This is a genomic window from Paenibacillus sp., from assembly GCF_031177825.1.
Taxonomy (GTDB): Bacteria; Bacillota; Bacilli; order Paenibacillales; family YIM-B00363; genus Paenibacillus_AE.
The window spans coordinates 40182-56180 of record NZ_JAPSKE010000024.1 but is presented as its reverse complement, the minus strand read 5'-3'; the positions used below and the strand labels follow the sequence as shown (position 1 = coordinate 56180).

12 protein-coding genes are annotated in these 15999 nt (G+C 61.8%); 2 read left to right on the top strand and 10 right to left on the bottom strand.

Translation table 11 applies throughout. The annotated features are described in order from the left end of the window. Positions 1–279: 279 nt before the first annotated feature. The 9 genes from RIN49_RS22055 to RIN49_RS22015 form a co-directional block, all read right to left on the bottom strand. Positions 280–2025, bottom strand: coding sequence for a diguanylate cyclase (locus RIN49_RS22055; protein WP_309122312.1), 1746 nt, complete (start codon positions 2023–2025; stop codon positions 280–282). 155 nt (positions 2026–2180) lie between these two features. Continuing rightward, entirely contained in the window at positions 2181–3152 is a 972-nt protein-coding gene (locus RIN49_RS22050; RefSeq protein WP_309122311.1) for a Gfo/Idh/MocA family protein, read from the bottom strand. 105 nt (positions 3153–3257) lie between these two features. Beyond that, entirely contained in the window at positions 3258–3638 is a 381-nt protein-coding gene (locus RIN49_RS22045) for a response regulator (RefSeq protein WP_309122310.1), read from the bottom strand. A gap of 122 nt (positions 3639–3760) precedes the next feature. Continuing rightward, positions 3761–4903 carry a response regulator gene (locus RIN49_RS22040; RefSeq protein WP_309122309.1) on the bottom strand — a complete coding sequence of 381 codons (1143 nt, stop codon included), beginning with the start codon at positions 4901–4903 and terminating at the stop codon, positions 3761–3763. After that, positions 4875–8015 (bottom strand): ATP-binding protein, encoded by a 3141-nt coding sequence (locus RIN49_RS22035; protein WP_309122308.1) that lies wholly within the window; start codon positions 8013–8015, stop codon positions 4875–4877. The genes RIN49_RS22040 and RIN49_RS22035 overlap by 29 nt, the downstream gene beginning before the upstream one ends. A gap of 139 nt (positions 8016–8154) precedes the next feature. Continuing rightward, positions 8155–8949, bottom strand: coding sequence for a delta-lactam-biosynthetic de-N-acetylase (gene pdaA, locus RIN49_RS22030; protein WP_309122307.1), 795 nt, complete (start codon positions 8947–8949; stop codon positions 8155–8157). Positions 8950–9086: 137 nt separating this feature from the next. After that, entirely contained in the window at positions 9087–10031 is a 945-nt protein-coding gene (locus tag RIN49_RS22025) for a DMT family transporter (protein WP_309122306.1), read from the bottom strand. Between the two features lie 92 nt (positions 10032–10123). Next, positions 10124–12406: a putative bifunctional diguanylate cyclase/phosphodiesterase gene (locus tag RIN49_RS22020; protein ID WP_309122305.1), complete on the bottom strand. Its 2283-nt coding sequence runs from the start codon at positions 12404–12406 to the stop codon at positions 10124–10126. Between the two features lie 198 nt (positions 12407–12604). Next, positions 12605–12805 (bottom strand): cold-shock protein, encoded by a 201-nt coding sequence (locus tag RIN49_RS22015; protein WP_138196895.1) that lies wholly within the window; start codon positions 12803–12805, stop codon positions 12605–12607. A 207-nt stretch (positions 12806–13012) separates the two neighbouring features. On the opposite strand from RIN49_RS22015, the gene RIN49_RS22010 reads away from it, so the two are divergent. Beyond that, on the top strand, positions 13013–13168 hold the full coding sequence (locus RIN49_RS22010) for a hypothetical protein (RefSeq protein ID WP_309122304.1): 156 nt from the start codon (positions 13013–13015) through the stop codon (positions 13166–13168). 118 nt (positions 13169–13286) lie between these two features. Beyond that, the gene (locus RIN49_RS22005; protein WP_309122303.1) at positions 13287–14450 is read left to right on the top strand and encodes an iron-containing alcohol dehydrogenase; all 1164 of its coding nucleotides are present in this window, start codon (positions 13287–13289) and stop codon (positions 14448–14450) included. A gap of 69 nt (positions 14451–14519) precedes the next feature. Here RIN49_RS22005 and RIN49_RS22000 read toward each other — a convergent pair whose 3' ends face one another. After that, positions 14520–15965, bottom strand: a complete 1446-nt coding sequence (locus RIN49_RS22000; RefSeq protein WP_309122302.1) for an HD-GYP domain-containing protein — start codon at positions 15963–15965, stop codon at positions 14520–14522. Between the last annotated feature and the right edge of the window lie 34 nt (positions 15966–15999).

Sequence of the window (15999 nt, the reverse complement as noted above, 5' to 3'; positions counted from 1 at the left end):
TCTCCGCAATAATTAGGGCACCCCACCCCGAAAGTTGAGGAACTCCTCCCCAATTGGCCGCACAACACGAGTTCATCTTGGTAGTGAGCTATAAATTGGGACGCCCCGCGTGCGTGAATTGGTCGGTCGTAGAAAGAAAAGGCCCGACTTGTCGTCGGACCGTTCCCTAGGTTCGCATCGCATCGCGCCAGCCGCTCGCGAACCGCTTCCTTCTCCATCGGCTTACTGTAAGTAATACCCCTGCATCACATGCCCCGAACGTCGGAACGCCGCCGCGCCTCAACCCGCTTTGCCCGCGACCGATACGCGGTTGCGCCCTTCCCGCTTCGCCTCGTACAGCGCCTCGTCGGCTCGCCGGATCAGCTGCGGGAACGTCTCGTCCCCGCCCTTCCACTGCGCGACGCCGATGCTTACGGTGCAGTACAACGGCTGCCCCTTCGGTTGGCCGAACGGCTGCTCCCGCACCGCCGCGATCAACCGGTCCGCCGCGATGCGGGCGCCTTCGATCGTCGTATCCGGCAGGAGCACGATAAACTCCTCTCCGCCGAACCGGCCGAGCACGTCCGTCCGCGGGAAACCGGACTTCATCAGCTGCCCCAGCTCGCGAAGCACCTGATCCCCCGCCTCGTGGCCGAACGTATCGTTCACCTTCTTGAAATGGTCGACGTCGATCATCAGCAGCGAGACCGCGCGCCCCGGTCTCGCCCGCGTGGCCGCTTCGAAGACGTGGCTCACGTATCTCCGGTTGTACAACCCGGTCAGTTCGTCGGTATCCGCCAGCCGCCGCGACTCTTTCATCAGCTCGACCGCGTGGTCTTTCTCCTTGCGCATCCGCTGGATGTGGTCGGCGAGCCCCCAGGACAAGACGACCGCTTGGAACGCGGACCCCGCTTGAGACGCGTATGTCGTCCACCACGTCATCGGGAGCCATCCCGCGTCGGACAGCGACGACAGCATCGCCCCGATCATGAAGACGCCCCAGCCGAGCAGGAAATACTTCGCCGTCCGCGAGCCGTTCCGCCAGCCGGCGACGCATGCCGCGATCATCAGCAGCTGAATGGCCACGATGCTGTAGATGGACATCTGCAGCCCGATCGGATAGTCCAAGAACAGGACGGCGACGTTCGCGGACTCGAGCGCGACCAGACCCGAGAACGCTCGATATAGACGCGGGCTCTCCAGCTTCATGTTCAAGATGTTCCGCGTGAACAGCAGCGCCGCCACGTGGCTCAAGCAGATAAAAAAGACGATCGCCCGGTTGTTCCACCAGACCGCGTCCGGCCAGATGTATTGATACGCCGTACCGTTCAACGTTAAATATAAGAACAACGTAGACACGTTGATCAAGACGTAATACAAGTACGCCTTGGAACGCAGCGAGACGGCCAAGACGCTGTTATAGATAATCATGATGAGCATAATGCCGTAATAACATCCGAGCAGCAAGACGACGGATTGCTCCTTGCCGACGAACCGCTCCGGCGACGAGACGCTGACGGGCAGCGCCAGCGCGCCCTCCGTTTCGGTCCGCAGATATACCGTCGCCCGCTCGCCCGGTTCCAATTCTATCGGGAACACGAAATTCCGATTCGGCAGCGGCCGCTCGTCGAACGGAAGCGCGTCGCCCGTCGACGTCGCCGAGACGACCGTTCCGGACGCATCGATCAAATACAGCTGCAGCCGGTCCAACGGCGGGTACGCCACCGACAGCAGCCACTCCCGTCGCTCGGATTCGTTCGCGATTTCGAACCGCGCCCAATGTACCGGGGCCCCGTACCCGTCGTTCGGCGTCCCCTCCTCCGAGAGAACGAAAGAGCCGGCGTCGTAGACGGACCGAATGTCCTCCATCGTCCGGTCGCCGGCTTCGTCGCGGAACAATTCCATCGTCGGAACGTATTCATGGGCGTCCCCGCGCAGCGTCAACGTCGCCCCCGCCTCCGCCGAAACGTCCGCGGACGCGACGCCGGACGCGAAGCCCGCTATCGCATAGAGCAGCGCGAGCAGCCCCCATAACCTTTTTCTCATACCCATCCCCGCGTTTCTACGGCCATAAGGCCTTCTTTCCTTCTATTATGGGAGTTTCGGCGGAAAATTGCTGTGAAGCGCGTTACAAATGCGGGGGAAGCCCGCGAAAAAAAACCGCCGCCGCGCATGAGGCGGAAGCGGTTCCCGTGATCCGGTCAATAAGCGACTTTCACCGGTTGGCCCGTCTCGGCCGATGCGTTCGCCGCGGCGGTCACCGCCTGCGTCCGATACGCGTCTTCGTAATCGGAACGGATGCGCGAGACGTCGCCCGTGCGCACGGCGTGCAAGAACGCCTCGTTCTCGACCGCGTACGGATCGACCGCGTCGGTATAGACGGAACGGCTCCCGCCGCCGATCGCCGTCAAGCCCGACGGCGTCCAATCGAGGCGCCCCTCCGGCGTGAAGAAGCTCAACTGCACCGAACCCGCGTCCCCGGGCAGCAGGCACGTATTCGAAATCGACGCCACCGCGCCGCTGCTCAGCTTCAGCACGACCGAGCCGACGTCCGGCACCGTCACGTTCTCGTGCGTCTTATGCATCTCGCGGTTTCCGTAAGCGGCATACACTTCGTCGATCTCGCCGGCGGCGTAGCGAAGCAGATCGACGAGATGCGTCGTCTGCTCGACGAATTGCCCTCCGGAGCCTCCCATGCTTCTCCACCACGGCACGCCCGGCATACCGCCCATCCAGCCGCCCGTCGCCATCCCGATCGTACGCTCCGCCAAGATCGAGCGCAGCCGCTCCGAAATCGTTCGATAACGAAAATGATACCCGACCGATGTAATCAATCCCTTGTCCCGGATTCGACCGAGCAGCTCCTTCGGCAGCGCGGCGTCGATCCCGAGCGGCTTCTCCACCAAGAACGGGATGCCCCGTTCGATCAGCTGACGCTCCATGTCCCCGTGCGCCATCGGGGGCACGCATAGATAGACGGCGTCCAGCTTCTCCCCGTCCAACATGTCCTGCATCGACGCGTAGCCGCGCGCGGCGTCGAAGCCGGCGGCCATCGCGTCCGCCTTCTCCTTCGTCGTGCCCAAGATCGCCGCGACGCGTACGCCGTCCGTCTTCGTCAGCTTGTCCGCATGCACCTTCGAGAACCAACCGGTGCCCGCGATTCCGATTCGCAATGTCTTTTCGCTTCCAAGGCTTCCACGCGTCATGATTTCCTCACGGTCCCTTCGATAGGTTTGCTCCCATCTTACACGAACCGCCCCGGCAATACTATATTTCCGTCACTCCGCCATCAAGACGGACGGACGAAAGACGCGATCGATCGCGCTCAACACCCGGTCCGCGTTGAAGGGCTTCAGGATATAATCCTTCGCGCCGCGATGAACCGAATTGACGATCAAGTGCTTGTGGCCGAGCGCGGAGCACATGATGACCTTCGCCTTCGCGTCCATCCGCATGATGTGTTCGAGCGCTTCGATGCCGCCCATCTCCGGCATGTTCAGGTCGAGAATGACGAGCTCGGGACGATACGCCCGATACTTATCGATCGCCTCTACCCCGTTCGACGCCTCCGTTACGACCGTATGTCCGGCCCTCTCCAACAGATCCTTCAACATGACCCGCAAAAAAGCGGCGTCGTCCACGATTAATATCGTCGCCATCCCTGACTCAGCTCCTTCTCGCTTCCCAACCGTTCCTTGTTTTTACCAATTGTAGCACCCCCCGCTGAACAAAAACTGAACAAAAAAAGAACGGGGGCCGCGATGCCGCCCCCGTTCCCTCGTTACGCTCTTCCATAATGCTCCTCGTACCAAGCCGCGATGCCACGCTCCGGTTCCTCGCCGGTCTCTTCCCGCAGCGCCGCCCGCATCTGCGCGTACGTGCGCCGCACCTCCTGCGCCTGTCCCTGCCGATGAAACATTCGCATCAATAGCGAATAGCTCTCTTGCACGGACGGGAACCGGGCGATCACATCCGTCAGCAGCGAATAGGCGACGCTGCTCCACGATCGTCCGCCCAGCTCGCCGGCGAAGCGCAGCGCGCGCTCCAGCCACTTCATCCGGAGCCGTTCCCGCTCCTGCTCCGCCCATAGATAGCCTTCTTGCTCGAAGTAATCGCCCCGATACAACGCCATCCAGCGCTGCAGCTCCTCGACCGGCAGCGGATCCCTGTCGGCCAAAGCCGCCAGCCCTCGCTCCCACAGGTCGACGTCCACCGCGACGTCGCGCAGCTCGAGCCGATAGCCGCCGTCCACGAAGTTCAGCTTGACCGGCAGCGCCAGTCCCTTCACCGTCTGGCGAATTTGATACACGGTCGTATGCAGGTGCGTCTGGGCTTTGAGAAGATCCATCTCCGGCCACATGAGATCGAGCAAGGCGTCTTTGGATACCGCGCGGTCCCGCATATGAAGCAAGTACGAGAATACCTCCTTCGCCTTCGTCGTGCGCCAAGGGATATCCAGCGCCCGCTCTTCCCCTTCGCCCGCCCATACGCTAAGCCGATGGAAGCAGCATAACGTCGGCGCGGCCCGTTTCCCTTCCGCCTCGTCCTCGCCGGACGATCGGGTCATCCGCGACGCAAGCCGCGCCAGCGTCGTCTCGAGCCGCTTCGTCTGCACCGGCTTCAGCAAGTAGTCCGTCGCGTTCAGCTCGAAAGCGCTCACGGCGTATTGATCGTACGCCGTCACGAACACGATCTGCACGTCGGGAAGCCGCGCGAGCAGCCGCTCCGCCGCGGCGATCCCGTTCATCCCCGGCATCTCGATATCGACGAAGGCGACGTCCGCCGCAAGCGACTCCGCTTGATGCAGCGCCTCGCGCGGATCCAAGAATGCGCCGAGCACGTCGACCCCTTGGCGCCGAAGCATGCGTTCCATGCCGGCGAGCGACAGCGGTTCGTCATCCAGAATGATGGCTCTCATGTTCATCGGTTTCGGTAGGCACCTCCTTCGTTCCGATCGGAATTTCGAAGCGAACGGTCGATCCCCGTTCCGGCGAGGACTCGATCGTCAGCCCTCGGCCGTATACGTGCAGCAAGCGTCGATGAATGTTCGTCAGTCCGATGCCGCCCTCGTGCCGTCCCGACAAGATGCGCTCGGCCGTTCCGTCCGCGAAGCCGATCCCGTCGTCCGAGACGGCGACGACGATTCGATCCATCCCGAGCTCGACGTCGATCCGCACCTCGCCGCCGCCGGGCTTCTTCAGGATGCCGTGCCGCAGCGCGTTCTCGACGATCGGCTGGATCGACAGCGGCGGCAGGTCGAACGCGGCGAACTCCGGCACGTTCGCGACGATGCGCATCCGCTCTCCGAAGCGCGCCCGCTCTACGGACAAGTACGATTCGACGAGCGTCCACTCCATCGCGAACGGCACGACGTCGTTCAGATTGCGAAGATCGAAGCTGTTCTTCAAATACAAGCCGAAGTCCGTCAGCACCTCCCGCATCCGGTCGGGATCCGTCTCGCTCAGGCTGGCGATCGTGTTGAGCGCGTTGAACAGGAAATGCGGCTTGATCTGCGCTTGGATGAGCGCCATCTCCATATGCAGCTTCTCCCTGACGGACAGCTTCAGCTGCAGCAGCGTGCGCACGCGCGCTTTCAGCTCTGCGGAATCGACCGGTTTCAGCACGTAATCGTTCGCGCCGGCGTCGAAGCCGGCCATCAAGTCCGCCGGCTGACTTCGGGCCGTCAAGAACAAGACCGGCAGTTCATGGAACGAGAACCGGCTCCGGATGAACCGGCATAGCTCGTACCCCGTCTTGCCGGGCAGGGAGACGTCGAGAATGACGGCGTCCCATCGCGGCGCGCCCGTCAGCGCCCGCATCGCCTGCGAGCCGTCCGACACCGCGTCGACGCTGTACCGCTCGTTCGTCAACAGCTCGTACACGACTTTCAGGCTGACCGGGTCGTCCTCGACGAGCAGGATGCGCGGGGCGTCCCTCACTTCCTTGCGGTACGACTTCTCCATCGCCCTCGGCCGATCCTCCGGCTCGGATCGGTTCTTCCATCCGGACGCGTCCTGCAAGGCGGCCTTGCTTCGCTCCTCCAGCTTCGCCGAGGCGGCGGCCGTCTCCGCGAGCACCGACGCCGGCGCCAGAGGGAGCGTGAAGCGAAACGCCGTATGCCGGCCCGGATTCGACTCGACGGAGATCGATCCCCGCTGCAGCTCGACCAGCTTCCGCGTAATGGCGAGGCCGAGACCCGCTCCCTTCGGCGCGGCCTCGCCTTCCGCGTACCCTTGCCGGAACTCGTCGAAGATGGCGTCGAGCTGATCCGGCGGGATCCCCTTCCCGTCGTCCGTCACCGATATTTCGACGAACGAGCCGACCGTCTCGGCTTCGACGGCGATCGTCTTCGCGTCGGCGTGCTTCATGGCGTTGCTCAGCAAGTTGAACAAAATTTGCATCACCCGCTGATCGTCCGCCAACACCTTCGGCAGATCGCTCGCCACCCGATTCTCGAAGCGGACGGTCCGATCCTCGGACACGTACGGAAGCAGCTCCCATACGTTTTCCGCGGCCGTTCGCAAATCGACCGCCTTCAAATCGATGTGCATCGTGCCTTCGTTCAGCCGGGACAAGTCGAGAATATCCTCCAACAGATGAGACAGGTTGCGGCCCGTCGACACGATTAAGCGAAGCCGTTCCGCCTTCGCGGCGTCGAGCCCGCCCTCGTCCAACGAAAGCTGCGCCATGTTGATCATCCCGTGCAGCGGCGTGCGCAGCTCGTGGGACGTCGTCGCCAGAAATTCGCTCTTCATCCGGTCGGCTTGCACCAGCTGTCTGGAAGCCTCCTCGACCTTCTTCAGGTTGTCGAAGAATCGCTTGGCGATCAGCACGCCCATCGAAAAGACGAAAGCTAGCATCTCGATCGGAAAGAAGAGGTTGGACGGCTGGAAGCCGAGGAACGTCAGCCCGACGAACAGATGCTCATAGAACAGACAGAGCGCGCCGAGCAGCGCATATACCGATTCGGTCTCGCGGGTCAACACGCCGGCGAGCAGCCACACGATCAAGTACAACGACAAGAGACCTTCGAAGCCCATAAGCAAGTAATCCCAGGACGAATACACGAACACCTCGGTTAAGAGGCAGAAGATCGCAAGCAACGCCGTGACGACCGACGATAGACGGACCACCCAACGGGACGCAAACCGGGGGAACATATACCGAACGAACCAAAGAATCGTGAAGTAAATCGAGAGAGACGATAACATCTGGATCTTGCTCTGCCACTCGTAGCTCAGCGTCGGCCACCAGACGAACAACAGCTTCTCCCCGTGCGTCGCCCCGAATGCCAAATACGCGAGAAAGAAGCACCCGAACCAGAACAGCTCCGGGTTTTGCCGGCGCAGGGCGTAGACCGCGATAAACATCAGCCCTAAGGTGAGGAACAGCGCGCCGAGAATCGTCTCTACCATCTTCTCGACCTGCTCCTCGCGCACGACGTTGTGTACGGTGCCGAGCTGGAACGTGTCGAAGACGCCGCCCTGATTGCCGTAATGGAAGTTGGCCGCGTGGACGGTCAACGTTAGCGTATCGCCTCGTACCGCCGTCTCGGCGACGTACGGCGTATTTTGCGGAGACGTCGACGCCCGGTCGACGCCGGGCGATCCGCTGCCGCCGACGGGCTCGCCGGAGACGTACAGCCGGTGCGCCGTCCGCACGTTGGACGAACGCACCGCCAACGCGAGCCGGTCCGCATCCTCGTCGGAGAGCAGCACCCGGAGCCGGTACGTACCGTATCCGAACGTCGTGTCCCCGTCTTCCGATAGGGCGCCGTCCCACTTGCCCGGCACCTGCAGGGGGACCGGCTCGACGGCCGGCGGGTCTTCCGCCGAGGGATCGACATAGGCGGACGGGTAGAACAGCCACTCTCCTTCCAACCGGACGGTGCCGTCCTCCGCGAGATTCCAATCCCGCAAATCCAGAATCCCCCCGGCCGCTTGCGGCGAAGGGGCTTCCGCGACGAAGAGAGTGTAGCCCCGGAAGAACATGAGCACTGCAAAAGCCGCCAAAATCCAGATTTTCTTACGACTCATCGGACGACCCGCTTTTTCACGTTATATGAACCTATTGATTTCATTCTAGCAGGAATGCGAACCCCCAACTACCGTTACGCGCGAAAATGCAGCCCCCCCGCGAACGGGGAGGCTGAAGCGCGACGCCGCGGCCGCGCGGTTACGGCGTCGGCAGAAGCAGCGAATGCAAGCTTTCGAATTCATACCCTTGCGCTCTGGCGTAGTCGATGATGCGAGCCATCGCGTCCGCGTTGTCCTTCGAGACGGAATGCAGCAGCAGGATCGCGCCCGGATGCAGCTGGGCGGTCACTTGGCGGAACGCGTACTCTGCGCCCTTCTGCCGCTTCGTATCCCAATCGACGTACGCCACCGACCAGAACACGTTGACGTACCCGAGCTTCTTGCTAGCCGCGAGCGTCCGGTCGCTGAAGATGCCGCGCGGCGGCCGCAGAAACAGCATGTCCTTCTGCTTCGTCGCGGCGGCGACGCCCGCCTTCACCCGCTCCAGCTCCCGCTCGAGCTCCGCGTCGGATACGGTCGTCAGATCCGGGTGGCTCCACGAGTGGTTGCCGATCAGGTGCCCCTCGTCCGCCATCCGGCGCAGCAGCTCCGGCTGCTCCTTGATATATTGGCCCGTGACGAAGAAGATGGCCGGCACTTTCTTCTCCTTCAGCACATCCAGAATTTTCGCCGTAAACCCGTTCTCGTACCCGTTGTCGAACGTCAGGTATAACGTCTTGCGCGTGCCGTCCCCCTTAAAGAGCGCACCGTGCTTCTCGACGAGCGGCAGGAACGGTTCCTGCGCGATCGATGCGGGCTCTCCGTTCTTGCTCTTCTTGAACCCGAAGTGAAACGGCGTATCCGTCCGCGCCGACGCCGCGCCCGCCGCCGGGCTTGCGGCCGTCAGCAGCGACAGCATCAGCAGCAGGACGGCGCCGATTCGAAGTCTGATCATGGCGAGCCTCCTCCTCGATAGATTTCCATCATTGGTACTATCCCTCGGAATTTCGCGTCCCATTCGCGACCCGCGAATCCGCACGGCGCCGGCGCCCGCGAAAGCAAGAAAAAAAGCGGCCGGACGAGGGTTTCCCCTTATCCGACCGCTTCTTCCGCATGCGGCGCTTCCTTCTTCCGATTGACGACGACGATGCCGGCCGCCACGAGGACGAGCCCGAGCAAGATGTACCGGTGGAGCGCCTCGCCGAGCAGCAAGGCGGACAGCAGCACGCCGAACACCGGAATGAGGAACAAGTACATCGAGACGTTGCCCACGCGATTGTACTTCATGATCGTGTTCCACAAGACGAAACCGGCCGCCGACAGGAAGGCCAAGTACGCCAGCATCCCCGCCGACGCAAGCGTGAAGTCTAGATGCAGCCAGCCGCCTGCCGCCGACGCGCCCGCCGCCAGCAGGCCGATCGCCCCGAAGAGCATCTGGTAGCCGGTGAGGTACGCCACGGGCAGCGAGGCCGAACCGTCTCGGGCGAACAAGTTGCCGAGTCCGGCGGCCGCCATGGCGAGCAGCAAGCAGAGTTCGCCGGCGCCGAAGCGCAGCTCGAACGCCCCTTGCGTCAGGTTCACGGCGACGACGCCCGCGAAGCCGACGAGCAGCCCGGCCGCCTTGCGGACGTTCAGCTTGTCGTCCGCGTACAGGAAGTGCGCGAAGAGCATCTGGAAGAAGGAGGTCGTTCCCGAGATGACCGCGCCTTGCATGCCCGTGGACAAGCTGAGGCCGATGTAAAACAACACGTACTGCAAGAACGTCTGGAAGACGCCGATCTTCAGCAACGACGGCAGCGCGCTTCGCCGCAGTCCTACGTTGCTTCTCATCAGCGAGGCGAAGATCAGGATCAGGATCGCCGCCAGCAGAAATCGCAGTCCCGCGAACCAGAGCAGCTCCGCCGTCTCGTCGGGGCGAATGTCGAGCGCCTCGTAGCTTCGCTTAATAACGGGGAAGGCGCTCCCCCATAACGCCGTGCATACGACCGCCGAAGCGGCGACGCCGTACGGATTGGTGAAAAATTTCCTCGTATTCAAAATCATTCCCCGGCTGAGCCGAACCCCTTCTCTTTCGATAGCGTCGAAGACGCTTCCCAAGGGTACAACAGAGCGGGTCGCCGGTCAATGCGTCAAGACGCGGATCGGCCCGATTTCGCCAGCAGCTCCTCCTCCGGCATCGGCTTGGAAAAATAGTACCCCTGGATCATGTCGCACCCTACCCGATGCATGAACAAGAACTGCTCCTCCGTCTCCACCCCTTCGGCGACGATCGCTAAGTCCAAGCTCTTCGCGAGCGCGACGATCGCCTTCACGATGCGGCATTGCTTTTCGCTGCTCAGCATATCCTTCGTGAAGGTCTGCGCGATCTTCAGCGTTTCGACGGGAAGAAGATGCAGGTCGCTCAAGGACGAATACCCGGTGCCGAAATCGTCCAACGAAATATGGATGCCCTGCTTTTTGAAAAATTCGAGCTTGCGGATCGCCTCGTCGTCCCGCGTCAAGCTCTCCGTAATTTCCAGAACGAGAGCTCCCGGGGGCACGCCCGTCTCGCGCAGGACATCCATCGTTCGATCCGCGAAATCCGGCTGTCGGAATTGCACCGGAGATACGTTCACGGAAATCTCGAACGGCTCCGGACACGCGTCCAGCCAACGCCTCGCGAATCGGCACGCCTCGCGGAGCGCCCACTCGCCGATACCGACGATAAGCCCCGTCTCCTCCGCGAGCGGGATGAATTCCGCCGGAGAGACGAGCGCTCCGTTCTTCCGCTGCCATCGGAGAAGCGCCTCCGCCCCGACCAGCCGTCCGCTGACCGTCTCGTACAACGGCTGATAGTGCAGCACGAGCTCCCCGCGATCCAGCGCTCTGCGGAGCGAATGTTCCAAGGCCGCTTTCCGCGTGTAGCTTCGATCCAGCTCCTCGGTGAAGAAGCAGTATCGTCCGCCTCCTAGCGTCTTCGCCTTGTACATGGCGGCGTCGGCGTTCTTCAGAAGTCCCGACGGCAAGCGGGCGTCCTGCGGACACACCGCGATGCCCACGCTCGCGCCCGTCATCAGCTCGTGGGTTCTCCACTCGATCGGCTTCGCGAGACAACGCAAGAACCGCTCCGCCCACTCGCCGATCTCGGCGTCGGAACGCATGCCTTGCAGCAGCACCGTGAATTCGTCGCCGCCCCGACGGGAGACGATATGCCTTCCCTCCGCTTCGGCCTCCAACCGGTCCGCGACCTCCCTGAGGAGCGCGTCCCCGACGTCGTGTCCGTAGCTGTCGTTAATATACTTGAAGCGGTCGAGATCGAAAAACAGGACCGCGACGCGTTCGTCGGACGAAGGCGACGTTTCGAGCGCTTCGGCCAGCGCATTTTCGAAATGCATGCGGTTCGGGAGGCCCGTGAGCGTGTCGTGATTCGCCAAGTAGTCGGTCTCGCGGAGCAAACGATTCGTTCCTCGCAGCAGCGCCCGGTTTTCCATCATGACGAACGCCTGCCGCAGCATAATCAAGCTCACGATCGCGCCGTTCGCGACGAGCGATTCGATTCGCTCCTCGCCGGGCTGCGTAATCGGCAGCACGAGAAGAAAGGCGGCGGCGCCGTATGGGAGCAGGTATCTAAGATTCTCGCCCCAACCGGAACGATGCCGTTCCGACACTCCGTCCGTACGGCCGCCCAAGGCGTATATCCCCGCGGAGGTCAAAGCGAACATCGCGGCCGCATAGCCGACGTCCGCCCATCCTTCGGTATCGGCGCCGCCGGTAAAGCCCGCCATGAACAAGACGTCGCCGCAGACGAAGAGCAGCAGCCCCGCCGTGAGAAATCCTTGCACCCTCGGAGCGAACAGCCCCCGATACGCATATCCGATGTAGAGCAGGCAGAAGACGATGACCAGGTCGGAGACGGGATAGACGGCGACGGATGCGATGGAGGCCCAGTCCCGCTCCGCCAGCATCATATCGAGGTTGGGCTCCATGAAATATTTCCACATGGCAGCGGCGACGACGATCAAGATGATGAACGCATCGATCGCGACCTTCACGCCTTGATATACGCTTCGCTCTTTCGCCATCAAGAAACAGATCGCCGCGATGAACAGGACGGTCTGGGCGTACCATAACGCGTCCGCGACACTCGGAACGGGCGGATCGACGCCTGCGATTTCTTCATAATAAGTCCAGACGAGCAAGGCCAGAAAATAAAACAAACACCCGGTCGAAATCAGCTTCCAGAACGTCCGATAGCTGCCCTCGCTTCGACGGGAGACGTGTCGCAGCAGCAGCCAAGCGAAGGCCGGGATGACGCACTGCAGCGATAACCAGACGAGCGGCGGCGCGAGCTCCAACGTCACCTCTAGATGTATCAACGCGATATATCCGGCGAAAGCCGCCAACCAACGCGTACGATTCCGATACCAAGACAAAGGGAAGCCCCCTTCGACGACTGAATTCGATTCGATTCGACCGAATTCGACCCAAGATTTGGTTCGATTATAGGTCTGCTTTGTAACCGCTGTCTATCCCATGAACCTCATATTACAAACGCGCGATTCTTGCTTTACAAAATCATAAAAACCGCCTCCGACGCGATGTCGGAGGCGGTGTGAGGGTTCGGCGGCTTTTTACAATTTTACGACGTTCTCCGCTTGCGGACCGCGGTTGCCTTGAACCACGTTGAATTCCACGCGTTGACCTTCGTCCAACGTCTTGAACCCTTCGCCCTGAATGGCGCTGAAGTGTACGAAGACGTCGTCTCCCCCTTCAACCTCGATGAAGCCATAACCTTTTTCCGCGTTAAACCATTTCACTGTACCTGTCTGCATGCTGTGTGTACCTCCACAATAAAGTCTACCGTTGTTACTATATCCAACAATAGCGCGTTTCATCCCTCCCTTCGAAACTTTTTGTCGCGGCGACTCGGCACGTCCTAGGCCCCATCGCGAATAGGGTGCGGTGTCCTGGGAAGGATAAGGCCGGCCTTCCGGATGGCATACTACGGAAGGCGGATTTCGCCGAAGGAGGGGCTAGCCTTGAACATTATGGACGGCATGGACGCCGCCCGGTTTACGTCCGGAAACCCCGGACCGGCATCGGAAGCTTCCTCGAACAAGCGCAAGCGGGCCGACTCGAAAGCGGAGCCGGCCGCCCCGATGCCGCAGGTGCTGCGCAATTTGAACAACAAGTAGCTCCGCCGCGAGCGCTCCCCGGCCGCCCGCCGCCGAAGCGGCTGCGATTCGGTCGCGGGGGCGCGTTTTCGCTATACTGAAGATCTAAAGTTTCCAAGATGGAGAGGAGCACGATTCCATGATCCCGTTCCGGTACCACAATCCCACGCAGCTGTATTTCGGCCGCGGCATGCTGGAGACGCTCCGGAAACTCGCGCCGGCGTACGGCAAGAACGTGCTGCTCGTCTACGGCGGCGGCAGCATCAAGAAGAACGGACTATACGATCAAGTCATGCGGGAGTTGTCGGCCGCCGGCGCCGCCGTCAGCGAGCTTGCGGGCGTCGAGCCGAATCCGCGGCTGTCGACCGTACATAGAGGCGTCGAGATCTGTAAGAAGGAAAGCATCGATTTCATTCTCGCCGTCGGGGGCGGCAGCGTCATCGACTGCGTGAAAGCGATCGCGGTCGGCGCCAAGAACGACTTCGACGTCTGGGACGTCATTACGCGGAAGGCGACGGCCGACGAAGCGCTGCCTTTCGGTACGGTGCTGACGCTCGCCGCGACCGGCTCGGAGATGAACTCCGGTTCCGTCATTACGAATTGGGAGACGAAGGAGAAGGTCGGCTGGGGCAGCCCGCATACGTTCCCGAAGTTTTCGATTCTCGACCCGAGCTTCACGTTCACGGTGCCTCGGGACCAGACCGTCTACGGCATGGTGGACATCATGTCGCACGTGTTCGAGCAATACATCAGCCACACGACGAACGCGCCCGTCCAAGAAGGCTTCGCGGAGACGATTTTGCGCACGGTCGTCGAGACGGCCCCGAAGCTGCTTGCCGACTTGGAATCGTACGAGCATCGCGAGACGATTCTCTACAGCGGTACGATGGCGCTGAACGGAACGCTGTCGATGGGCGTGCAGGGGGACTGGGCCACGCACAACATCGAGCATGCGGTGAGCGCCGTATACGACATTCCGCACGGCGGCGGCCTCGCGATTCTGTTCCCGCATTGGATGGAGCACGTGTTGGACGAGAACGTCGGTCGGTTCAAGCGGATGGCCGTCAACGTCTTCGGGGTCGAGCCGTCGGGGCGGAGCGATCGCGAGACCGCGTTGGAAGGCATTCGCGCCCTGCGGGCGTTCTGGACGTCCATCGGCGCGCCGAGCCGCCTCGCGGATTACGGCATCGGCGAAGAGCAGTTGGAGGCGATGGCCGACAAGGCGATGGCGAACGGACCGTTCGGACAGTTCAAGAAGCTGCAGCGCGAAGACGTGCTAGCGATCTACCGGAAGTCGTTATAATACGGAAAACGGGCCGCGGTCCGCACCCATCGGTGCGATCCGCGGCCCTATCGTTATGTACTGCTATGCTTACGCCGGCGACAAGCCCGACAACGCCGCCGTCGCCTCCCGCTCGCCTTCCGACGGGATCGGGAACGACGCGCGCTCCCGTTCGCAAAGCCGCGTCCAAGCGTCGACGCAAGCCGGGTCGAAGTGGCTGCCCCGCTGCTCCGCGAGAATGGCCATGGCCGCCTCGTGCGTCATCGCCTTGCGGTACGCGCGGTGCGACGTCAGCGCGTCGTACACGTCCGCGACCGCCACGATGCGCGCCAGCAGCGGAATGCGCTCGCCCGCCAGCCGATCCGGATACCCTCGGCCGTCCCAACGTTCGTGATGCCAACGGATAATCTCCAGCTCGTCCTTCATGAAGCCGAGCTCCCGGCACATCTCGTAGCCCTTGACGGGATGCAGCTCGATGACGGCGCGTTCCTCGTCCGTCAGACGTCCGGGCTTGTTCAGAATCGCGTCGGGCACCTCGATCTTCCCGACGTCGTGGATGATCGTGCCCTGCGCCAAAGCACGTTGCCGATCCGGGCGAAGCCCCATCTCTTCGCCTAACTTAAGCGCATACAAGGTTACCCGCAAATTATGGCCGGCCGTATAAGGATCCTTCTTCTCCGTGGCGATCATGAACGCCTTGATGCTGGGCGAGATGGCGCTCGTCACCCGTTCGACCGCATCGGTCGTATACAGCGCGCGGAACGCGCTCGTTAACGAGCCGCTGCCGCTGTATTGCTTCACAAGCCCGACGAGCATCGAAATCATCGATGCGAGCAGAAGGAAGTGGTATAACCACCAACTAGCGCGCCAGAGTTCTCCCTGCACCATAATCAATTGACTGACGATGATGAGCGCCGAGCTGTATACGATCGCGAGCTGCAGCGGAAACCGGGAATATAAATACGAACGATAGTATCGAACCATGACGGTCCCGAGGAGCAGCACCGTTGCGCTCGCCACGCTCCAGTTCACGGGCTCGGCGGTGAGCGGAATGAACGCCACGAGCTCCGGCCGGAGCATCAACAGCATTCCTACGCCGATCAAGCCGACCGTCCACGACGGCAGCAGCGACGCCTGCCGGCGGGAAAAATATTGCACCCACGGATGGTCCGCCGACAGCGAGGACATAAACAGCCAGAACGTCGCGAAGATCAAGCTGAGCGGACTGCTGATGCTGGGCAGCTGCGAAGGGTGAATCAGAAAGTGCGGAGTGGACAAGCCATGGACGGAGAAGATGACGGCCAGCGATAAGAACGCCAGCGACAAGAACGTCACCTTCGTATTCCGCAGCCGTGCGCCCGCGATGCCGACCGCGAACGCGATGCCTGCGGCAAGCAGCGATACGACGCTGACGACATAGAAATGGCCGCTCGGGGCGCTAAGCGACAAGTCGAACGGCGTTCCCCGCAACCATGCGAATGCTCCGTACGATGCCAACATCACGGCGATCGGACCGATCATACTGCGGTACCTCATGAAATACCTACTCCGTTTCGTGTTAGGCATGGGT

Excerpts from the sequence above, each read along its gene's own strand:
- RIN49_RS22035 (WP_309122308.1), bottom strand. The coding sequence starts at position 8,015 with ATGAGTCGTAAGAAAATCTGGATTTTGGCGGCTTTTGCAGTGCTCATG.
- RIN49_RS22055 (WP_309122312.1), bottom strand. The coding sequence starts at position 2,025 with ATGAGAAAAAGGTTATGGGGGCTGCTCGCGCTGCTCTATGCGATAGCG.
- RIN49_RS22000 (WP_309122302.1), bottom strand. The coding sequence starts at position 15,965 with ATGAGGTACCGCAGTATGATCGGTCCGATCGCCGTGATGTTGGCATCG.
- RIN49_RS22040 (WP_309122309.1), bottom strand. The coding sequence starts at position 4,903 with ATGAACATGAGAGCCATCATTCTGGATGACGAACCGCTGTCGCTCGCC.
- pdaA (WP_309122307.1), bottom strand. The coding sequence starts at position 8,949 with ATGATCAGACTTCGAATCGGCGCCGTCCTGCTGCTGATGCTGTCGCTG.
- RIN49_RS22045 (WP_309122310.1), bottom strand. The coding sequence starts at position 3,638 with ATGGCGACGATATTAATCGTGGACGACGCCGCTTTTTTGCGGGTCATG.
- RIN49_RS22015 (WP_138196895.1), bottom strand. The coding sequence starts at position 12,805 with ATGCAGACAGGTACAGTGAAATGGTTTAACGCGGAAAAAGGTTATGGC.
- RIN49_RS22005 (WP_309122303.1), top strand. The coding sequence starts at position 13,287 with ATGATCCCGTTCCGGTACCACAATCCCACGCAGCTGTATTTCGGCCGC.